This is a genomic window from Pseudomonas iranensis (assembly GCF_014268585.2).
Taxonomy (GTDB): Bacteria; Pseudomonadota; Gammaproteobacteria; order Pseudomonadales; family Pseudomonadaceae; genus Aquipseudomonas; species Aquipseudomonas iranensis.
Window position 1 is genome coordinate 4,073,808 of the sequence record NZ_CP077092.1, and the last position, 21,112, is coordinate 4,094,919.

Below are 21,112 nucleotides of genomic sequence, written 5' to 3' on the forward strand. Positions count from 1 at the left end.
AGTGGACGATCACCACTTGCCATCGAGGCCATCCATGTTCACTCGCGCAATCACTTTCACTGACCGGGCGTGTTGATGCCGCATCCCAATGCCTTGCTGGAAAAACTCGCCAGCAGCTCGCTGCGCCTGAACAAGGGTTTGCTGATCCTCGGCGCGCTGGTTTTGCTGTTGCTGGGCATCAGCTATCTCGGCGTGCAGCGCATGGTCGAGGAGCAGCGCGATACGATGCAGTTCCACTTCGCCCGGTTGATGGAGAACATCCGCGAGCAGGAAGCGTTTCTCGGCGATATCTCACGGGCCAGCGATAAGGGTGAATACTTCCCTGAGACCGTCGCGCCGCCGGTGGTGCAAAAGCGTTTGCCCGAGGAAGGACCGAACATCTATGAGGGCCGTGGCCTGCCGTTCTCGCTGCCGTTCAGCGTCAAGATCGATCCCGAGCGAATCGCCCCCAGCCAATACCCCAAAGTGTTTGCGCTCGGCAGCTATCTGGCGGCGTATTACAGCGCTTTCTGGGCAGCCTCGCATTACCAGTCGCCGCAGGTGATCCTGCTCAATGGGCCGGACAATTTCGATATCGCCGTACCCGCTGCCGGTCGCTTGCGCGGCGCCGGGCAGACGCAGATCAGCACCTTCGTCGAGATCATGACCCAGAAGAACCTGCAACGGCGCGCGCAGACTTCGGCGCAAGTGCACTGGTTGCCCTACCCGTTCGCTGCGGACGACAACGTTACCCCGAGCCTGCTCGCTTATGTGCGGATCAACCTGAGCAAACCGACGCTGGCCATCGAAGGCTCGAACTCCTGGGTGGTGCTCGGTTCGCTGCTGAAACTGTCGCAGGTCAACAATATCGAGCGACTGATGGAGTGGTCGATCTATGACGACTTCACCCTGATCACGCCCAGCGGCACGGTGTTGATCGGCGAGCTCAAGCCTGATCAGGTGCTCGGTGAAGGCGCGAACCTGACCCGCGACGGTCTGGTGTTCAAGCTGAGCAGCCCCGGCGAACAGCACTGGACGGCGATCTATGTGATCAGTGTGCAGAGCTTTCTCGATTACGCGCTATGGCCATTGCTGTGCCTGTTGGGCCTGGTTCTGGCACTGCTCGGCTGCGGCCGCGCGCTGAATCGCTGGTACGCGCAACGGGTGATTCTGCCCGCCCGGATTGCCCACGCCAGCATCGCCGAAAGTGAAGCGTTCAGCCGTGCGCTCATCGATACCGCACCCACCGGTCTATGCGTGATCAGCCGTCGTGATCATAAGGTCTTGCTGGAAAACCAGCGCGCCCAGCAATGGCACGACACCGAGGAATTGATCAGCCTGCTCGACCGTCAAGGCGCGAGCGGGCATGGCCACGCCGAGCTCGAGATCGACGGTCGGTATTTGCACGTAGCCTTCATCGCCACCCGCTATCAGGGCCAGGACGCGTGGCTGTGTGCGCTGCACGATGTCACCCGCCATGTCGAAGATGCTGCGGCACTGGAAATCGCCCGTCAGGCCGCCGATTCGGCCAACCAGGCCAAGAGCCGTTTTCTGGCGACCATGAGCCATGAAATCCGCACGCCGTTGTATGGCGTGCTCGGCACCCTGGAACTGCTCGGCCTGACCGATCTCGCGCCGCGTCAGCAGGCCTATCTGGAAACCATCCAGCGCTCGTCGGCCAGCCTGTTCAAACTGATCAGCGACGTGCTGGATGTGTCGAAGATCGAGGCCGGGCAGATGAACCTCGAGCGTCAGCCGTTCTGCCCGCTGGAGCTGACCGAAGATGTGGTGCGCAGCTACGGCGCGTTTGCCCGTGGCAAAGGCTTGCAATTGTATGCCTGCATCGATGCGACGTTGCCGGACCAACTGTTTGGCGATGCGCAGCGCATCCGCCAGATCCTCAATAATCTGCTGAGCAACGCGATCAAGTTCACCGATAACGGCCGTGTGGTCGTACGCGTTCAGGTGCTGCAAAACGCTGATGGCCGCGCCGAGGTGCAGTGGCAGGTCAACGATTCCGGCGTGGGCATTTCCCAGGCGCAGCAAGAGCAATTGTTCGACCCGTTCTATCAAGTCAACGAAGCCGACAGTCATGCCGGTGCGGGTCTCGGTCTGGCCATTTGCAAGTGGCTGTGCGAGTTGATGCATGGCGAGCTGAACGTGGTCAGCGAACCGGGGCTGGGCAGCCGCTTCAATTTGCAACTGAGCCTCGATTGCGCGCCGGGCAGCCTCGCCGATTGCCCATCGTTCGCGGCCGGCAGTGCCGCCGTTTATGTGCGCGCCCCGGTCGCCGAACTGGCGCAGCATCTGCTCGGCTGGCTGAGCCGCTTCGGCCTCGATTGTCGTCTGGTAACCAACGAGCTGCCACCGTCGACGGCGCTGCTGGTGGACCTTGCGCCGCTGGCCAACGCCACGGTTTTCAATGGCCCGCGAATCGCCGCAATACCGGGCGGCCACAACCCGGCGCAAATCAGCGGCAGCGGTTGGCAGGTCGATGCCGACGATGTCCGCGCGATTGGCTGGGCGATTGCGCTGGCCCGACACGACGCCCATCAGCGCCGCGTTCCCTCGCCTCAGGAAAAGACCCGAGCGCTGAATCTGCGCGTGCTGGTGGCCGAGGACAACATGATCAACGCAGCGGTCATCAAGGAACAACTCGAGGCGCTGGGCTGCTCGGTGATCGTCGCCGCCAATGGCGAACAGGCCTTGGCGCAATGGGCACCGGGACGCTTCGATCTGTTGCTGACCGACGTCAACATGCCGGTCATGAACGGCTACCAACTGACCTCAGCGCTGCGCGAAAAGGATGCGACACTGCCGATCATCGGCGTTACCGCCAACGCGTTGCGCGAAGAAGGCGAACGCTGCGCCGCCGTTGGCATGAATGCGTGGATGGTCAAACCGCTGAACCTGGCGACATTGCGCGCGCAATTGCAAAGCCACTGCCAGACCTCCATCGCGCCGCCCACAGACACTGCGCCGACACTGTCGCCGAAGATGCGCGAGCTGTTTGCCTCGACGCTGCGCAGGGACATCCAAAACACCCTCGACGTGCTGGAAGCGGACGATGCCAACAGTGTCGCGCAGCAACTGCACAGCATGGCCGGGGCACTCGGCGCAGTACAGGTCGAAACGCTGGCCAAGGCGTTTGTGGAGCTGGAATGCCGTCTGACCGGCATGGCCATTACCCCGGCGCGGGCCCTTGAAGTTCGCCAACAATTGGCGCGCCTGACTGACCTGCTCGACGCCCTTGAATAATTTCACTCTGGATAAAGCACCCATGGAAACCTTCAACGTTGTCATCGCCGATGATCATCCCATCGTCCTGCTGGGGGTGCGCGAGCTGGTCGAGCGCGACCGGTGCTTCAACGTGGTCGGCGAAGCGGTATGTTCCAATGGTCTGATCGAGCTGCTGAAGGCTCGACCGGTGGACCTGTTGATCACCGACTTCAACATGCCCGGCGACTCGCCCTATGGTGACGGCCTGAAGCTGGTGGAGTACGTGACCCGGCACTTTCCCGAAGTACGGGTGCTGGTTCTGACAATGATTTCCAACCCGTTGATCCTGACCCGCCTGCAAGAACTCGGCGTGCTCGCAGTCATTCAGAAAAGCCAGTTGCACGTCGAAATAGAAGTGGCGCTCAAAGCCATCGCCAAGGGCAAGCGGGTGCGCGGCCATCGAACGGCGCCGACTTCGGTGCTGGACGATGGCGCCGATCTCGATGAACGCTTTTCCCGACTATCGCCCAAGGAACATGAAATTCTGCGCTTGTTTGTTCAAGGCCAGGGCGTTAACGAGATTGCCCGAAGTTTGAACCGAAGTGCGAAGACAATCAGCACGCAGAAAATCTCCGCCATGCGCAAACTGGATGTCAGCAGTGATCAGGAGTTGCTGGCTTATTGCATCGAACGCAACTTGTTCAATTAACTGACCGTTACCTCTCGCAACTTCTCGGCTTCTAGGGATCGTCTGATGTTGCCGCACCCGACCCGGCTTTATCGTGTTGTCTTTACCCCACCAATGGAAAAGCAACATGAAAAAGCTGTCTCGCACGCTTCTCGCCCTGTCGATTTTCGCTGCTGCCAATGTTCTCGCGGCCGATCCGGTTGTGCCTACCAAGGCTGGCAGCGGCACCATCAACTTCACCGGCAATATCAACAACGATGCCTGCTCGATCGAAGGCGCCGGCAAGGACAAAACCATTTCGGTGAACATGGGCGAAGTGTCGATCAAGGACATGGGCACTGCCACCGCGCCGAAAGGCACCGGCACCCTGAGCGTCGAGAACTTCGACATGCAGATCAACTGCAACGCCGGTACCAAAGTGGCGATGATCTTTGAGCCGACCAGAAAGGGTGGCTCGGGCATCGCAACCGGCACCAAAGTGCTGAATCTGATTGAAGGTACGGGTGCTGCCAAAGGTATCGGTATCGCATTGCTGGATGCCAACGGCGCCGTCATCGATCTGACTTCGCCGACCACCGCCCGCATTGAAAACACCCTGCAGGAAAGCAACACCACGCTGAAATTCTCGGCGGCCTACGTGACCACCGTCGATCCGAAACTGGCCGTTGCCGGCCGTGGCGACGCGACCCTGCCGTTCACCCTGCAATACGAATAAACCGCGAGCTTCATCGAGCACTGTGCGGGGCCGGACGGTCCCGCACTTTCTTTCACTCTGCGCGGTAATCGTTCATGTTCATACGTTCTTCCCTGTTCCTTTGCGTCGGCCTTCTGGGCCTGCTCGCCGTCAATCAGGCGATGGCTGGCATTTCCCTGAGCAGTACTCGAATGATATTCGACGGCAAACACAAAGAAGCCGGCATCACCGTGCGCAACAGCGGTGCAGACGTGTTGATTCAGTCCTGGGTCGATACCGACAGCGACGAGGCCTCTGTGCCCTTCGCCGTCACTCCACCGCTGGTGCGTGTCAGCGACGGAGAACAACAGATTCTGCGGGTCATCTACGAAGGCACCGGTATGCCCAAAGACCGCGAGTCCGTGGTGTGGCTGAACGTGCAAGAGATCCCGCAGTCAGCGAAGACCGCGAACACTCTGCAACTGGCGGTGCGCCAACGGATCAAGCTGTTCTTCCGCCCTGCCGGGCTGAAAAACAATGCCTATCAGGCACCGGCCGAATTGACCTGGCGACTGAACGAGCGCGCCGGCAAAACGATATTGGAACTGAAAAACCCAGGGCTTTATCACGTCTCGATTGCCGACATCACCGTGCAATCCGGCAATATCAGCGAGCATCCATTCGACTCTATGATGATCGCCCCCGGTGAACAAAAAGAGTTCGCTCTCAAACATCTTCAAGCGGCCAGCTCCCCGCGCCTGTCATTCAGCAGCATCAACGACTATGGCGCCCGCGACCGTTATGCCGCGCAACTTTCCAGCAGCGCCGAAGTGCGCGCAAGCCCGGATAAAGAATCGCCATAACTCGCGTGCCGCTTTTTACCAGCCGCACTTTCACTGTATTTCTCTTCGCTCCGTTAGTTCGTATCGGAGGTGATATAGGGTTCCTGCATGTTTTTACTCAAGCGCGATGGCCTGGCGCCGTTTTCGGTTGCTCTGGTATTCAGTACAACTTGCCTGGCCGACGCCGAAGAACAATTCAATACCTCGTTTCTGCAAGGCGCGACGTCCGCCATCGACCTGCAATCGCTGCTGGCCGGCAGCCGCGTTCTGCCCGGCACTTATCGGGTCGATCTGTATGGCAACGATATGCTGGTGGGCCGGCGCGATATCGACTTTCGCCGTCTCCCCGACAGTCACAAGGTCGAAGCCTGTCTGACCCTGGACATGCTCAAGCAACTGGGCGTGGATATTGGCAAGTTGCAAGCCAGCGGCAAGCTCGACGTCGCCGATGCGGATGCCTGCCTCGACCTGCCCGCGCTGATCGACCACGCCAGCGTGCGCTATGACGTGCCGCGCCTGCGCTTGCTGGTCAGCGTGCCGCAGAGCGCCATGGAGCGCGGTCGCCGTGGTTATGTCGATCCGGCACTGTGGGACGAAGGCGTACCCGCAGCGTTCATCAATTATCAAGTGAGCAGCAACCGCAACAGCACCGACGCCGAGACCACGTTTGCCAATAACGTCGGCCTGCGCAACGGCATCAATCTCGGCGGCTGGCGCTTGCGCAACGAGTCCAACTTCAACAGCAGCACCGGCCGGCCCAGCACATTCAAGAGCAACCGCAGTTATCTGCAACATGACGTCACCGCGTTGAAGGGCCAGTTCAGTGCCGGCGACATTTTCTCCGACGCCGACCTTTTCGACAGCGTGCGCTATCGCGGCCTGAAACTGGCCTCCGACGATGGCATGCGCGCCGACAGCGAGCGCGGTTATGCGCCGGTGATTCGTGGCATTGCGCAATCGAGTGCCACCGTGGAGATTCGCCAGAACAACTACATTCTGTACACGGCCAACGTGCCGCCCGGGCCGTTCGAGATCAGCGATATCTACCCCAGCGGCTCCAATGGCGATCTGGAAATCACCGTGATCGAAGCCGATGGCCGCCGCCGGGTGACCGTGCAGGCATTCTCCAGCCTGCCGATCATGGTGCGCGAAGGGCAACTGAAATACAGCGTCTCGGCGGGCCGATACAACAGCAACAGCGATGACCAGCAGACGCCAGAATTTCTCACCAGCACGGTGGCTTATGGCGTCAGCAGTAATCTGTCGGCGATCGTGGGCACCCAGGCCACCGAGAATTTCCAGGCACTGTCGATCGGCGCCGGGCGCAATACGGCGATCGGGGCAATCTCGCTCGACCTGACCCACTCCAACAGCCGCACCTTTGGCCGCACCGTCAAGGGCAACAGCCTGCGAGCGTTGTACGCCAAGACCTTCACTGGGACTGACACCAACTTCACCCTCGCTGCCTATCGCTATTCGACCGAGGGCTATCGCACCTTGAGCGAACACGTCGAGGAGCTGAGCCGCGAAGGCGAGCAGCGCACCGGTAACTCAAAAACCCGCACCGATTTGACCGTCAACCAGAGCCTGGGGCGCAATCAGCAGTTCGGCAGCATCTACCTTAACGCCAGTGATCAGCGTTATTGGGGGCGCGGCGGTTCGCAGAGCCTGTCAGCCGGCTACAGCAACTATTGGGGTGATGTCAGCTACAACCTCAGCGCCACTTACACCAAGGATGTCGGCGACTACGGCCCGGCGAACAACGACACACTGTTTAACCTCTCAGTGTCGTTTCCGCTGGGCTCCAAGCCCCGCGCGCCGCGAGCGTTCGTTTCGGCCAGCACGCAGAAAGATGACAGCAGCACCCAGCTCGGCATCAATGGCTATCTGTCCGAAGACAGCGACACCTATTACTCGGTACAGGGCGGCAACAGTCGCACTGGCGGCAATACGGGTTCGGCCAACCTCAGCACGCGAACCTCAATGGTGGACATCAGTGCCGGTTACAGCCAGGGCCGTGGCTACAATTCACAGAATCTCAACGTCGCCGGTTCGATTGTCGGCCACGCTGGCGGGATCAACCTCGGGCAAACCGTTGGTGAGACCTTTGCATTGGCCCAGGTCGAGGGCGTCGAAGGGGTGAAAATCGCCAGCTTCTCCGGGGCGAAAACCGCTGGCAATGGTTATGCGGTGGTGTCCAACGCGCAACCGTATCGGGTCAACTGGATCAGCCTCGACACCCGCGATCTGGGCGGCGACTTCGAAATTGAAAACGCCACCCAGCAAGTGGTGCCGCGCCGTGGTGCGGTGGTGCTGGCGCGCTACGCGAGCAAGACCGGGCGTCGGGTGCAGTTTTCGCTGTTCGACGCGCAGCACCAGCCGATTCCGTTCGGCGCCGAACTGGAAGACCCCGCTGGCAAGCAACTGGCAATCTCCGACCCGAGCGGCAAGGCCCTGGCCCTGGTCGAGGACGACGCCGGCACTTTGACCATCAAGTGGCAAGGCCAGCGCTGTGAAGCGCCGTATGCACTGCCCGAGCGTGACAAGGCGTTGAACTACGAACGCGCCTCACTCGTGTGCCGCCCGGATCCCTTGTAGGAGCGAGCCTGCTCGCGATGAGGCCCTTCAGTCAAAGATGTATTGGATGACCCTCCGCATTCGCGAGCAGGCTCGCTCCCACATGGAAATTCTGTCAGGCCAGAATCTTCGCCACGACCAAGGGCCAATGTGTGAGCGAGCTTGCTCGCGAAGGGTGCTACTCGATTGAAATGAGCAGGTGCGCTCTAGAAATCCCGCTTGTAGAAGATATCCAGCGAGCTCGCCACGCCACTCGCCGCTTCGACATACACCTTCTTGCTCAGCTTGTAGCGCAGGGCGATGGTGCTGGCCGGTTCGAATACGCCGACGCCGTAGCGCAGGCTGAGTTTCTCTGAGATGTTGCCGCTGGCGACGACGCTGGTGTCGTTGCCGCTGCCCTGGGTGTCGAGCTGGAAATCTTCGATGCCCAGATCCTTGGCCAGCCCACTGGTGACTCCGGCGCTGCCCATCAGGCCCAGGCCCAGCGCGGCTTGCGCGAGCATGTTGTTATCTTCGCCGCTGGTGCTCAGCGGACGGCCCAGCACCAGGTACGACAGCGCCTGTTCCTGACTCATCGCCGGTTCGGAGAAGATCTGCGTGGTCGGTTGTTCGGCGCTGCCGCTCAGGCGAATACCGGCGATGACGTCGTCGGTCTGGCGGATCGCTTCGATGTCCAGATACGGCTGGTCGATGGGACCGGCGAACAACAGACGCGCGCGACGCACCGTCAGGCGCTGGCCGTAGGCGCGATAGCGGCCGTCGTTGAGCCACAGTTCGCCACGGGTGTCCATGTTGTCGCCGATGTGCACCTGACCTTGCAGATTCGCGGTCAGGCCGAAACCGGCAAAGCTCAGCTTGTCCTGGCCGACGATCACGTCGATGTCCATTTTCATCGCGATCGGTGGTTTGCCCTCCTCGGTCTGCGCACCAACGATGATCGTGTCGTCGGAGACTTTCACGGTTGATGGCGGCAGCTCGCGCACGGTGATTTCGCCTTTCGGCACCAGCACCTTGCCGGCAACTTTCAGCTCATCGCCGGCCATGGAAATCTTCAGGTCCGGGGCCATTTCCAGTTTGGCGTAGGGTTCGACGCTGACCGGCAATTGCGTGCCCTTGAGCGCCAGATCGACCACCAGTGCCTGACCCCAGGCGACGTTGCCGTTGAGACTGCCTTTGCCAGTCTTGCCGCTGTCCCAGCCACCGTCCAGGCGCACCGATTCGCCGGCGATCGCCGCCGTCAGTTGCAGATTCTGCAGCTCCATCGGCAGTTCGGCGCCGGACACTTCGCCATCGCTGAGCTGCACAGTGCCGTTGACCAATGGCGCGAGCAGGCCACCGGAAAGAGTGCCGCTGCCGTTGAGCCGGCCAGTGAGCTTTTCCACCATCGGCACGAACGGTCGCGCCACCGACAGATCGAGGCCGGAAAGGCGGAACGAACCGCTCAGCGGTTTGTTTTTCGGTAGCGGATTGAGCTGCGCCTGGACCAGCAATTCGCCGAGTTTGCCGCCGACAAAATTGAGCTCGGTGTCGACGCGCTTGGGCGTGAGTTTGCTGCTGAGTTTGAGGGTCTGGTAGGGGAAATCCAGCCAGCGATCCTTGTCGCGCACGCGCAGGGTGCCGCCGCTGGCATCGACACTGACCACGCCGTTCGGGCCGCTCGCCGGCAAGTCCAGTTGCAGGTCGGCGTTGAGCCGGCCCTGCCAGGCGAAGTCCTTGGGCAACCACTGCGCAAGGCTTTCAATCGGGAATTGCTTGAGGTGATAACGCAGCTTCGGCTCGGGCATCAGGCGCTGGTCTTCGCCACACAGGCTGGCGTTGCCGGACAGCCAGCAATGCGCGCCGAAATTGATCTGGCCGTCCGCCAGGCGTTCCAGTCTGGCCGGGCTTTGCAGCTTCCAGTCCTGGCCACCGGCCTGAATGTCGCCACTGGCCAGGCGTCCGCGCCAGTTGCCCTTGTCGAGATTGCCGTCCAGACCCAGCGCCAGTTTCAGCTTCGGTCCGCTCAGGTCGAGGTTGAGTTTCTGACTTTTGATATCGCCCTGAGCACTGGCGGTCAGGGTGCCGAGCGAAGTATCGCCGGTCTGAATGCCGCTGCCTTTGAGATTGATCTTCGCCCGCTGCGCGCTGTCGAGCGTGGCGTCGAGGTTGAGGCTTTGCAGACGGTTGTCCTGAAAGGCCAGTTGCGAGCCCTGCAGATCGAGCTTGCCCTGCGGCGCCTTCAGCGTGCCGGCGACGTTGACCTGACCGTTGACCTGCCCGCGCAATTGCGGCCACAGCTGGGCCAGACGCGGCAGCTTGATGTCGATCTGCCCGCCGAGTTTGTCCTGCAGGCTGCCCTTGCCGTTGATGCTGTTATCGCCGAGGCGGATCTGCAGGGCATTGAGGTTCCACCGCTCGCCAGCGCCATCAGCCTTGGCCTGCAGAATCGCCGGTTGGCCGCGCAGTTTGCCTTTGAGGTCGAGGTCGGCGCTGAGGCTGAGCTGGTCATTTTTCATCTCGCCTTTGCTCCTCAACGGCCCGGCCAGCGTGCCCGGCAGTTCGGCGACCCAGTACGCCGGGTTGAGCGCCGACAGATCCAGCGCGGTATCCCAGGCGATGCCGTCGGCGAAGCGCACATTGACGTGCCCTTCGGCCTTGCCCTGCCCGGCCTGCATGACCAGTTGCGGCAAAGCGATCTGTTCCAGACTGCCGCTGAACGGACTGCTCAGGGTGAACGCCCCTGCCGGGCCATCCAGCGCGGCGTCGAAATTACCGAGGTACTGGCCGTCGGTGTAGGACACTTCGCCGGTAAAGGTGCGCAACGTCACTTGCGGCTCGTCGATTTCCGGATAGAGCCGGTGCCACGGGAAGTCTTGCCAGTTGATATTGGCCTGAGCGCTGAGGCCCTTGCTCCAGTCGACGTTGCCGGTGAGTTTGAGGCTTTGCTTGTCGTTGGCATTGAGGTCGAGCCCGGCAATCTGCGCGCCGTTGGCGTCGACCTTGCCTTTGAGCAGCAGCGCCACTGGCGATTTTTCGGCGGGCAGCGTGGCGTTGCCGAGCAGTTGATAACCGTTTTTCAGGTCGCCTTCGCCCGTGAGCACAAGCTGATTGAATTGCAGCGTGTCCGGCAGATCGGCGCTGGGCTTGAACGCGTCGCTGGTGATGCGCACCCTGGCCGGCAGGTTTTCCGCCAGCGCTTGCAGTTCACCGTTCAACTGGCCGTCGAGGTAGCCACGGCTGTCGGCGTGCAGGTTGAGGGTTTTCAGCAGATCGCCTTCAACTTTCAGCGCCAGGGTCCACGGCTCGCTGCCGGGCGCGGGCAAGGTCAGATCACCTTGAGTTTTCAGCGGCCAGTTGCCGCTCGGTTGCAGCAGGCCGGACAGGTTCAGGCTGAGTTCGTCGCGCTGCAATTTCACGCTGTCGATCTGCAGGCCCTGAGCGGTCCAGTGCGCCGCCAGTTGCAAGCCCTTGAGCTGTTCGCTGCCGTTGAACAACAGGCTGCCGACCTCAACATCGCCCAGTTCGATGGCCACAGGCAATTGCAGGTCCGGCAGTTTGATCGGACCGCTGTCGGTGGTTGCTTCGCTCGGCGGGAATTGCAGGATCACCTGCTCGGCCTTGAGCTGATCGATGCACAAGGTCATGCGCGTCAGGCACAGCGGCGACCAGGCGAAGATCGCCTTGTTCAGCTCGACACGGCTGGTGTCCTGCTGCCACACCAGGTGATCGGCGCTCCACTGCCCAGCGAGGCGACCATGGAAATTCTCCACGCTCAGGCCCGGCACCAGGCCCAACGCCCAACGACTGCCGGCCTGCGTGCCAAGCAGTGCGGCGAGGCTCAAGACGATCAACAAGACCAGCGCCAACAAAGTCAGCGCTGTTATTTTCAAACCACGCTTCACAGCTCAGGCCCCATGGAAAAGTGCAAGCGAAAGCCGCCGTCATCGTCCAGCGCCCGAGCGAGGTCGAGGCGGATCGGCCCGACCGGCGAGACCCAGCGCACACCCACACCGACCCCGGTCTTGAGGTCGGGCAGTTCGAGTTTGTTGAAAGAGTTGCCTTGGTCGACGAAGGTCGCCACACGCCATTTCTCGGCAATCGAATATTGATATTCGACACTGCCGGCAATCATGTAGCGGCCACCGATGCGGTCGCCGTCAGAATTTTTCGGCGACAGGCTCTGATAGTCGTAACCGCGCACGCTCTGATCGCCACCGGCAAAAAAGCGCAGCGACGGCGGAATCGAGTTGTAGCCATTGGTGGCGCTGCCGCCGACCTGCACGCGGCCGAGCAAGCGGTGCTTGTCGAACACCGTGGTCAGGCCTTTGACCAGCGCGGTGCCATATAAAAGGTTGTTGTCCGAACCGAGGCCTTCCTTGGCCACTTTGCTTTCGAAGCTCAGGCGATAGCCATTACGCGGGTCGATGCGGTTGTCGCTTTTAAGGTAGGAATAACTGATGCCGGGCATGAGCAACGTGCTCAGGCCCGAGTCGTCGCCGAGTTCGTATTCTTCACGTTGCCATTTCAGCGAGATCACCCGCTGCCAGCCGCTGGGCAACTTGCTGTGCCATTCCGGGCCGAAGGTCAGCAGCTTGCTGAGGGTGTCGGAGCCTTCGATGTCTTCGAACTGATAGCCGCCGGCCCAGCGCAGTTTGTCGGTCAGTGGCGGGTCGAGCGGGATGTCATAGAACAGCCCGACGTTCTGTCGGGGCGCCGAGAGTTCAGCTTCCCAGCCGTAACTGTCGCCCTGCGGGTTGACCCAGTGACGCGTCCAGTTGGCCTTGATCCGCGGGCCGACGTCGGTCGAATAACCGAGGCCCAGGCCCATCGTGCGCGGCTTGCGCGTGTCGAGTTTGACGGCGACCGGAATCACATCGTTCTGCGCTGCCGTCGGTGCGGCATCGACGCGCACGCCTTCGAAATAGCCGCTCGATTGCAGGTCGCGATTGAGTTCGGCGATCAGTTCCGAATCGTAAGGCTCGCCTGCCTTGAACGGTACCATGCGTTGCAGCAGGTCTTCGTCGAACGGCGTGTCGCCCTCGAAACTGACTTTTCCCAGCGCATAGCGCGGGCCGCTGTCGTAGATCAATTCGATGTCAGCCACGCCCGCGCGGGGATCGACCATGAGTTTCTGGCTGGTGAAATGACCGCTGAAGTAACCGAAGCGCGAGGCCTGGTTCTGGATCACCCGTTTGGCGTCTTCGTACCGGCCATGGTTGAGCACGGCGCCGGACTTGAGCAGGTCGCTTTTCGGTACGCGAAAGGATTTCAGCGAGGCCGCCGGGCCGTCGACGCGCACGGTGACGTTGCGCAGGCGAATCGGCTCGCCGGGATCGATGTTCAGCACCAGACGCGGTTTTTCCCCGCCCTTGACGTCACTGTCGATCTGCGGCTGGTAGTAGCCCAGCGCCTGGGCCGCTTTGCGCGCCTGCTCTTCGGCACCGCGACTGAAGCGCAGCAAGGCTTCTTCGTCGCGATCGCCGAGGCTGCCGATATAGCCTTCTATATTGGCTTTGAGTTCATCGTTGGACGGCTTGATCCGTACATCCAATTCACTTTGCGCCAGCGCCGCGCAGCTGGATAACAGCATCAGCACGCCGCTGGTAAATCTTCGTGGAAACTTCATAGGCGCGGATGCTATCACGGGCTCGGGAGCCTGATAGAACAGGTAATTTGTGAAGAAGTTCGATCGTTATCCCGTTGCTGTTTGTAACACCTGCGGATTGGCGTGGAAAAATACGTGTTCGCGCACCGGCCCGACGGCAACCTCGCCGATCTCCTGATAACCCTGCCTTTTATAGAATTCCAGGTAGCGCGGGTTGCCGGTGTCGAGCACCACCCCTTGCGAGGTTTCATCGACCGCGCACCAGTTGTGCACGGCGGTGAGCAACTGTTCGCCGTAGTGCTTGCCCTGAAACTGCGGATGCACACCGAGCAACGGCAGCATGTGCACCGAGTCACCCGGCACGCACGCGGCGACGGCATCGTGGTATTCCAGATAACGCCGGGTGCAGCGAAAACCGGTGCTGAGCACCATGCGCAGGCGCCACGCCCAGCTCTCGGTAACGCCCAGGCGCCGTTGCGGCGGTGCGATCAGGGCGATGCCGATCAAGCGATCGTTGACCAACAGGCCGATTGCCGGCAGGTCCTGGAGGAAATGCTGTTTGACCAACTCGCGCACCGTGGCGCGCACGCGTTGTTCGTAGCCGGGTCGCTCGGCTTCGAACAGATAGCCGAAGGTCGGCTCGTGGCGATAGGCCTGATACAGCAACGAGCGGGCTTCGCGTGAATAGCCGCGGTCGAGCATGTGGATGTCGGCAACGGCGGACTGGGTTTCAGGCATTGCAGTGATTCTCCCCGGAGGCGCGCTCGGAGACTGGCGCGCTTGTTGGTACGAACCTTGGGCGGATGTGGTGGTTCCCCTGACAGGTTAGACCAGCCTCGGATCTTCATCGACTGGGGCGGGCCTCATCGCTGGCAAGCCAGCTCCCACAGTGTCTGCGTCGTTCACAACATTTACATACACCACAGAAACCTGTGGGAGCTGGCTTGCCAGCGATGGGGTCGGGACAAGCGCTACAAATCCCACAGGCCAAAATGATTTGTCCCACACTGGCCCATCTCCCCCATGTCAGCTAGCATCGCCCTTTTGCCAGGACTGCCGACCATGAAGATTGTTTCCTTCAACATCAACGGACTGCGTGCCCGTCCGCATCAGCTGGCAGCGCTGATCGAAAAACATCAGCCCGACGTGATCGGCCTGCAGGAAACCAAGGTCCACGACGACCAGTTCCCCCACGAAGACATCCGCGCTCTCGGCTACCACGTGCACTTCCATGGCCAGAAGGGCCATTACGGTGTCGCCCTGCTCTCGCGCAACGAACCGATCGCCATTCATAAAGGCTTTGCCACTGACGAAGAAGATGCGCAGCGGCGCTTTATCTGGGGCACTTTTGCCGATGCCAACGGCGTGCCGGTGACGATCATGAACGGCTATTTCCCACAAGGTGAAAGCCGCGACCACCCAACCAAATTCCCTGCCAAGGAGCGTTTCTACAGCGACCTGCAAGCGCTGCTGGAAAGCCAGTTCCACAATGAACAGCCACTGGTGGTGATGGGTGATGTGAACATATCCCCGGAAGACTGCGACATCGGCATCGGCCCGGACAACATGAAGCGCTGGCTGAAAACCGGCAAATGCAGCTTCCTGCCGGAGGAGCGCGAGTGGATGGCGCGCCTGAAGAACTGGGGCCTGACCGACAGCTATCGGCACCTCAACCCCGACGTGAGCGACATGTTCAGCTGGTTCGACTATCGCAGCCGTGGTTTCGAAGATGAACCGAAGCGTGGTCTGCGCATCGATGTGATTCTGGCGTCCCATGGCCTGCTGCCACGGGTCAAGGATGCCGGCGTGGACTACGAACTGCGCGGCATGGAAAAGCCATCGGACCATGCGCCGATCTGGCTTGAGCTAAGCTGATCCAGCCTGAGCGAATTTTCATTGTGGGAGCGAGCCTGCTCGCGAATGCGGTGGATCAGCGACGAATTTTTCGCCTGACACGCCGCCTTCGCGAGCAGGCTCGCTCCCACAGGCAGTCCCCTGTCATATTTCGGTCACGCGCCTGACTTAATCTCCCCGGCAATCCCCTTGGCTTGATTCGGTGCCGGAATGACCCTGCGTGTTCTCTGCGTTTTCCTGTTGAGTGGCTGGCTGTCGGTGTCCGCCGCCGCTCTGCCGATCCCCGAAAACGGCCCGGCATTACGCATTCAGGGCTCCAACACCATCGGCGCCGAACTCGGCCCGGCGCTGGTCGAAGGCCTGTTGCAGGAACAAGGCCTGCTGAAAATCCACCGCGAAACCCCGGACACCGCCAACGAACAACGCATCGTCGGCCAGACCGCACAAGGGCAACGCGTGATCATCGAAGTCGCCGCTCACGGTTCCAGCACCGGTTTCGCTGCGTTGAAAAACGCCAGCGCCGATCTGGCCGCCTCTTCCCGTGAGATCAAGGACAGCGAACTGCTTGCCCTGCAAGCCCTCGGCGATCTGAAAAGCCCGGCGGCCGAGCAAGTCATTGCCATCGACGGCCTGGCGATCATCCTCAACCCGGCCAACCCGCTTGAGCAGTTGAACACCGAGCAACTGGCGCGGATTTTTGCCGGCGAAGTGAAAACCTGGGAAGAGCTCGGTAGCCGTGGCGGCGCCATCCATTTGTATGCGCGGGATGATCAGTCCGGGACGTACGACACGTTCAAGGAACTGGTCCTGAGCCGGCGTGGGAAAAGTCTCAGCAGCGCGGCGAAGCGTTTCGAATCCAGCGAGCAGTTGTCCGACGCGGTCAGCGCCGATCCGCAAGGTATCGGCTTCATCGGCTTGCCTTACGTGCGTCAGGCCAAAGCCGTGGCGATTGCCGATGGCGCCTCGCAAGCGATGTTGCCGCTGAACAGCCTGATCGCCACCGAAGATTATCCGCTGTCGCGGCGCTTGTTCTTTTATCTGCCGCCGGACAGCCGCAATCCTTGGGCGCAGGCGTTGGCAACGTTCGCGCAAAGTCCACAGGGACAGGCGATCGTCGCGACTAGCGGTTTTATCAGCCAGACCGTACAAGCCATGAGCGTGACGCCGAATGCGCTGATGCCCGAGGGTTACCAATCCCTCAGCCGGCATGCTCAGCGTCTGACAGTGAATTTTCGTTTTGCCGAGGGCAGCGCCAGTCTGGACAACAAGGCGCGGCAGGATCTGGCGCGGGTGCTCGACTATATAAAGCGCAATGGCAAGACCGAGCGGGCGGTGACGCTGGTGGGGTTTGGTGATTTGAAGGATGACCCGGCGCGGGCTGATCTGCTGTCGAAGCTACGGGCGATGGCGGTGCGGCGCGAGCTGGTCAAAAACGGTGTGGTCATGCGCGAAGTCCGCGGCTTTGGTGCGCTGATGCCGGTGGCGACCAACAGCGCGGATGAAGGGCGGATCAAGAATCGGCGGGTTGAGGTTTGGGTGTATTGATCCTGACGTCGATGTGCTGAATGTGCAGGCCCTTTCGCGAGCAGGCTCGCTCCCACATTGGATCTGTGGCGTGCACAAATCTTGTGGGAGCGAGCCTGCTCGCGAATGAGGCAACTCGGTATTACTGACCGCTACGCATCATCTCCTTCGGCACATACTTGCCGATCTCGAACTTGCCAATCGCCGCGCGGTGCACTTCGTCCGGGCCGTCGGCCAGGCGCAGGGTGCGCTGCATCGCATACATATAGGCCAGCGGGAAATCGTTCGACACCCCTGCCCCGCCATGCATCTGGATCGCCCGGTCGATCACCCGCAAGGCCACATTTGGCGCGACGACTTTGATCTGCGCAATCTCGCTTTTCGCCACTTTATTGCCGACGGTGTCCATCATGTACGCCGCTTTCAACGTCAGCAGACGCGCCATGTCGATCTCCATGCGCGAGTCGGCGATCTTGTCGATGTTGCCACCCAGACGCGCCAGCGGTTTGCCGAATGCGGTGCGACTCACCGAGCGTTTGCACATCAGTTCCAGCGCACGTTCTGCCATGCCGATCGAACGCATGCAGTGGTGAATCCGCCCTGGGCCAAGGCGACCCTGAGCGATTTCGAAGCCGCGTCCTTCACCGAGCAGGACGTTTTCGTACGGCACCCTAACGTTATCGAACAGCACTTCGGCGTGACCGTGCGGTGCATCGTCGTAACCGAACACCGGCAGCGGCCGGACGATCTTCACCCCGGGGGTGTCGACGGGCACTAGAATCATCGAGTGCTGGGCGTGACGCGGCGCGTCGGGGTTGCTCAGGCCCATGAAGATCAGAATCTTGCAGCGCGGATCGCAGGCGCCGGAGGTCCACCACTTCTTACCGTTGATCACCCATTGATCGCCATCACGCACGGCACGGGCGGCCATGTTGGTCGCGTCGGAAGACGCCACGTCAGGCTCGGTCATGGCGAACGCCGAACGGATCTCGCCGCGCAGCAGCGGCTCGAGCCAGCGCTGTTTCTGTTCTTCATTGGCGTAGCGCACCAACACTTCCATGTTGCCGGTGTCCGGCGCCGAGCAGTTGAACGGCTCGGGCCCCAGCAGGGAACGGCCCATGATTTCCGCCAATGGCGCATATTCGAGGTTGCTCAGGCCGGCGCCCAGCTCGGACTCAGGCAGAAACAAATTCCACAGCCCTTCAGCCTTGGCCTTGGTCTTGAGCTCTTCCATGATCGCGGTCGGCTGCCAGCGATCGCCCTCGGCGACCTGGCGTTCGAACACCGCTTCGGCCGGGTAAACGTAAGTGTCCATGAACGCAGTCACGCGCTCACGCAGTTCCTGAACCTTGGGCGAATAAGCGAAATCCATGGGTAGTTACCTTCTCGGGCAGAGGTTGTTCAAGTCATGCAATCGATGCTAGAACAGCGCTGATCATTTACCTAGCCTATTCTCGGCGTGTATAAACATTCATCACCAATATATGATCCGCTGATCGTCAGCCCAAAACACTTGCACTTAATAACAAGAGAAGCCGCGTTATGAATCTGAGCAAGGTCGACCTGAACCTTTTCATCGTCTTCGACGCGATCTACACCGAAGCCAACCTGACCCGCGCCGGGCAGATTGTCGGGATCACCCAGCCGGCGGTGTCCAACGCGCTGGCGCGGTTGCGCGAAACCTTCAACGACCCGCTCTTCGTGCGTACCGCTCAGGGCATGGTGCCGACGCCGATGGCGCAGAACATCATCGGCCCGGTGCGCAACGCCCTGTCGCTGCTGCGCGTATCGGTGCAGGAAAGTCGCATCTTCAACCCGGCGCAGGCGGTCAAGACCTACCGCATCAGCATGACCGACCTGACGGAAGCAATCATTCTGCCGCCACTGTTCCAGCGCCTGCGCCGCCTCGCGCCAACGGTGATCATCGAAAGCTTTCTGTCCAAGCGCCGGGAAACCACCAAGGAACTCGCGGCCGGGCGTCTGGATTTCGCCGTGGATGCGCCGCTCAATACCGACCCGCAGGTGCGCCACGTCAAGCTGATGGACGACCGTTACGTCTGCGCCATGCGCAAGGGCCATCCAATGGCGAGCAAGGAAAAACTCAGCCTCGATGACTACCTGTCGCTGACCCACATCCATATTTCCAGCCGCCGCAGCGGGCTGGGCTATGTCGATCTGGCGCTGGGCAAAATGGGCATCCAGCGCAAGATCGCCCTGCGCTCGCAGCACTATCTGATGGCTTCGCAAGTGATGCAGCAGACCGACATGGTCATGACCGTGCCGGAACGCTTCGCCCGCCGCCATGATTTGCAGTCATTCAATTTGCCGGTGAATGATGTGCCCTCGGTGGAAACGCATTTGTACTGGCACGAAAGCACCGACCAGGACCCGGCCAACCGCTGGATGCGCGAGCAGATGATCGAGTTGTGCCAGCAGGTGACGGCGCAGGAGAAGAAGCTGGAGAAGGTGTAGGGCTTTTATACCGCGTTATCGTTCTTCGCGAGCAGGCTCGCTCCCACAATGAATTGCGTTTCATCTGAAGGAACGCGGTCGAATGTGGGAGCGAGCCTGCTCGCGAAGAGGCCGGCAAACGCAGCGAGGATCTTGAGCCTTGACGTAAACGTAAACCACCGATTAGCTTAGCGCCATGCCCCTTTTCCGAGCGCTTTCATGAGCAGTCAGACCTACAGCATTTCCGACCTCGCCCGCGAGCTGGACATCACCACCCGGGCGATCCGCTTTTATGAAGAGCAAGGCCTGCTCAGCCCCGAGCGTCGTGGCCAGGAACGTATCTATTCGCCGCGCGACAAGGTCACCCTGAAGCTGATCCTGCGCGGCAAGCGCATCGGTTTTTCCCTGGCCGAATGCCGCGAGCTGATCGAACTCTACGACCCGTCCGGCGGTAACACCAAACAGCTCAACAGCATGCTGGCGAAAATCAGCGAACGCCGCGAACAGCTCGAACAGCAGCTGCTGGATATCGAACAGATGAAGCTCGAGCTGGATACTGCTGAAGAGCGCTGCGTGCAGGCGCTGGAGCAGACGCTCAAGAGCCAGCAGGCGGTCTAGCCAACACTGGCGCCCCTGTGGGAGCGAGCCTGCTCGCGAATGCATTCTGTCATCCAGCATTAACGGTGACTGATCCACCGCTTTCGCGAGCAGGCTCGCTCCCACAGGGTTCTTCGTGAACTCAAAAAACAGGCAGGTCCCACCCATGTCCCTCCCCTCCCAAGTACGCCTGATCGAAGTCGGCCCGCGCGATGGCCTGCAGAACGAAGCCCAACCGATCAGCGTCGCCGACAAGGTGCAACTGGTCGATGCCCTGAGCGCCGCAGGGCTTGGCTACATCGAAGTCGGCAGTTTCGTCTCGCCCAAGTGGGTGCCGCAAATGGCCGGATCCGCCGAAGTGTTCGCGCAGATCCAGCGCAAACCCGGCGTGACCTACGGCGCGCTGGCGCCGAACCTGCGCGGCTTTGAAGACGCGCTCTGCGCCGGGGTCACGGAAGTCGCAGTGTTCGCTGCGGCTTCCGAGGCGTTCTCGCAGCGCAATATCAATTGCTCGATCAGCGAAAGCCTGGCGCGGTTTGCGCCGATCATGGAGGCGGCGAAACAACACGGCGTTACCGTGCGCGGTTACGTTTCCTGTGTGTTGGGCTGCCCGTATGAAGGCACGGTCGCGCCGGAACAAGTGGCGATGGTCGCGCGTGAACTGTACGCGATGGGCTGCTACGAAGTGTCGCTGGGCGACACCATCGGCACCGGCACGGCGGGCGCGACCCGACGCCTGTTCGAGGTGGTCTCGGCGCAGGTGCCACGGGACAGACTCGCCGGGCATTTTCACGACACCTACGGCCAGGCCATGGCCAATATCTATGCCAGCCTGCTCGAAGGCATTGCGGTGTTCGACAGCTCTATCGCCGGCCTCGGCGGCTGCCCGTACGCCAAAGGCGCGAGCGGTAACGTTGCCACCGAAGATGTGGTGTACCTGCTCAACGGCCTGGGCATCGAGACCGGTATCGACCTGGACGCCTTGATTGCCGCGGGCCAGCAGATCAGCGCAGTGCTCGGCCGCCCGAGCGGTTCGCGGGTGGCCAAGGCGCGCAGCGCGCAGTGAGGTGTTACCGCTGCGTCAGCGATGTGGGCAAAAGCGAGTAACACGGAAACAAATTGTC

14 protein-coding genes are annotated in these 21,112 nt (G+C 61.1%); 10 read left to right on the forward strand and 4 right to left on the reverse strand.

The window, feature by feature from the left end; translation table 11 throughout:
* Positions 1–75: 75 nt before the first annotated feature.
* The 5 genes from HU724_RS18205 (at position 76) to HU724_RS18225 (ending at position 7,999) form a co-directional block, all read left to right on the forward strand.
* Positions 76–3,237, forward strand: coding sequence for a hybrid sensor histidine kinase/response regulator (locus tag HU724_RS18205; RefSeq protein WP_186566375.1), 3,162 nt, complete (start codon positions 76–78; stop codon positions 3,235–3,237).
* Between the two features lie 22 nt (positions 3,238–3,259).
* Positions 3,260–3,907, forward strand: coding sequence for a response regulator (locus tag HU724_RS18210; protein WP_186566373.1), 648 nt, complete (start codon positions 3,260–3,262; stop codon positions 3,905–3,907).
* A 106-nt stretch (positions 3,908–4,013) separates the two neighbouring features.
* The gene (locus HU724_RS18215; protein WP_186566371.1) at positions 4,014–4,601 is read left to right on the forward strand and encodes a fimbrial protein; all 588 of its coding nucleotides are present in this window, start codon (positions 4,014–4,016) and stop codon (positions 4,599–4,601) included.
* A 74-nt stretch (positions 4,602–4,675) separates the two neighbouring features.
* Positions 4,676–5,422: a fimbrial biogenesis chaperone gene (locus HU724_RS18220; RefSeq protein WP_186566369.1), complete on the forward strand. Its 747-nt coding sequence runs from the start codon at positions 4,676–4,678 to the stop codon at positions 5,420–5,422.
* Positions 5,423–5,509: 87 nt separating this feature from the next.
* A complete protein-coding gene (locus HU724_RS18225; protein WP_186566367.1) occupies positions 5,510–7,999 on the forward strand; it encodes a fimbria/pilus outer membrane usher protein in 2,490 nt (829 codons plus the stop codon).
* A 185-nt stretch (positions 8,000–8,184) separates the two neighbouring features.
* On the opposite strand, the gene HU724_RS18230 is transcribed toward HU724_RS18225, so the two are convergent.
* The 3 genes from HU724_RS18230 to HU724_RS18240 form a co-directional block, all read right to left on the reverse strand.
* Positions 8,185–11,859 (reverse strand): translocation/assembly module TamB domain-containing protein, encoded by a 3,675-nt coding sequence (locus HU724_RS18230; protein ID WP_186566364.1) that lies wholly within the window; start codon positions 11,857–11,859, stop codon positions 8,185–8,187.
* Positions 11,856–13,583 carry an autotransporter assembly complex protein TamA gene (locus HU724_RS18235; protein ID WP_186566362.1) on the reverse strand — a complete coding sequence of 576 codons (1,728 nt, stop codon included), beginning with the start codon at positions 13,581–13,583 and terminating at the stop codon, positions 11,856–11,858. The genes HU724_RS18230 and HU724_RS18235 overlap by 4 nt, the downstream gene beginning before the upstream one ends.
* Positions 13,584–13,649: 66 nt before the next feature.
* Positions 13,650–14,300, reverse strand: coding sequence for a GNAT family N-acetyltransferase (locus tag HU724_RS18240; RefSeq protein ID WP_016775303.1), 651 nt, complete (start codon positions 14,298–14,300; stop codon positions 13,650–13,652).
* 324 nt (positions 14,301–14,624) lie between these two features.
* Here HU724_RS18240 and xthA point away from each other — a divergent pair, with 324 nt between their 5' ends.
* Positions 14,625–15,437, forward strand: coding sequence for an exodeoxyribonuclease III (gene xthA / locus HU724_RS18245; protein ID WP_071172918.1), 813 nt, complete (start codon positions 14,625–14,627; stop codon positions 15,435–15,437).
* A gap of 189 nt (positions 15,438–15,626) precedes the next feature.
* Positions 15,627–16,961: a substrate-binding domain-containing protein gene (locus HU724_RS18250; protein WP_186566360.1), complete on the forward strand. Its 1,335-nt coding sequence runs from the start codon at positions 15,627–15,629 to the stop codon at positions 16,959–16,961.
* Between the two features lie 121 nt (positions 16,962–17,082).
* Here the strand turns inward: HU724_RS18250 and HU724_RS18255 are convergent, their stop codons facing one another.
* Positions 17,083–18,312 (reverse strand): acyl-CoA dehydrogenase, encoded by a 1,230-nt coding sequence (locus tag HU724_RS18255; protein WP_186566358.1) that lies wholly within the window; start codon positions 18,310–18,312, stop codon positions 17,083–17,085.
* 170 nt (positions 18,313–18,482) lie between these two features.
* Here HU724_RS18255 and HU724_RS18260 point away from each other — a divergent pair, with 170 nt between their 5' ends.
* From HU724_RS18260 to HU724_RS18270, 3 genes are all read left to right on the forward strand, one after another.
* Positions 18,483–19,412, forward strand: a complete 930-nt coding sequence (locus HU724_RS18260; RefSeq protein ID WP_136493755.1) for a LysR family transcriptional regulator — start codon at positions 18,483–18,485, stop codon at positions 19,410–19,412.
* Positions 19,413–19,610: 198 nt separating this feature from the next.
* Positions 19,611–20,009, forward strand: coding sequence for a MerR family transcriptional regulator (locus HU724_RS18265; protein WP_039763349.1), 399 nt, complete (start codon positions 19,611–19,613; stop codon positions 20,007–20,009).
* Positions 20,010–20,154: 145 nt separating this feature from the next.
* Complete coding sequence (locus HU724_RS18270; protein ID WP_186566356.1) at positions 20,155–21,054, forward strand: hydroxymethylglutaryl-CoA lyase; 900 nt, start codon at positions 20,155–20,157, stop codon at positions 21,052–21,054.
* Positions 21,055–21,112: the final 58 nt, after the last annotated feature.